The 603-nt window shown below is 34.3% G+C and carries 1 protein-coding gene; it reads left to right on the plus strand.

What is annotated here, in order from left to right:
• Positions 1-64: 64 nt before the first annotated feature.
• Entirely contained in the window at positions 65-532 is a 468-nt protein-coding gene (locus N482_RS07060; RefSeq protein WP_063376370.1) for a hypothetical protein, read from the plus strand.
• Positions 533-603 lie beyond the last annotated feature (71 nt).

The following is a 603-nucleotide window of genomic DNA, read 5'->3' on the forward strand; positions in this document are numbered from 1 at the left end:
AGTGTGATCCCGCCCTGAGCTCCATCTTCAGGGGCGGCGATTACAAGTGGATTAGGCGAGTATTATGGGTTGTCAGAACAAGGGGCTTACTGGAAAGAGTTTAGGGCGAGTGGTAAAAATGAATAAGATTGGATTAACTGTTTTACTTGCTTATTTTACTATAGTTGGCAATGTTTTTTCTTGTGAAGACAATAATGATAAATTAAATATCTTTATGCGATCTGTTGTGAAGTTGAATGGAGATTACAGTGACTTTGAAATTTTTACTCAAAAGAAATTTAATGGCTACTACCTTAAAGGGTTTACGTTAGAGTTAAAAAAAGAATTGATTGTTGATTTGGAATTCAATGAGTCACTCGAGTTCTCTGGCAATTATTATCAAATCGAATTTTCTATGTCAGATAAGAATTTTAGGTCGGCATACATTTACTTGAATTATAGTAGGTTAAATGAATCAGGAAATAAATTCATAACTTGTATTGTTCCTGAAAGATATAAGTTATCTGAGTTGAGGGCTATACCTTGGAATTAGAAGAGTTACAAGAACATCCACTCCAAACTGGGTAAGGAAAAAACTTAAGGTGACATATATGGACACTCCAA

Origin of the sequence: Pseudoalteromonas luteoviolacea NCIMB 1942, from assembly GCF_001625595.1 — a bacterium.
Taxonomy (GTDB): domain Bacteria; phylum Pseudomonadota; class Gammaproteobacteria; order Enterobacterales; family Alteromonadaceae; genus Pseudoalteromonas; species Pseudoalteromonas luteoviolacea_A.

What these genes read in the sequence shown, in the direction of transcription:
- N482_RS07060 (WP_063376370.1), top strand. Translation starts at nt 65, where the DNA reads ATGGGTTGTCAGAACAAGGGGCTTACTGGAAAGAGTTTAGGGCGAGTG.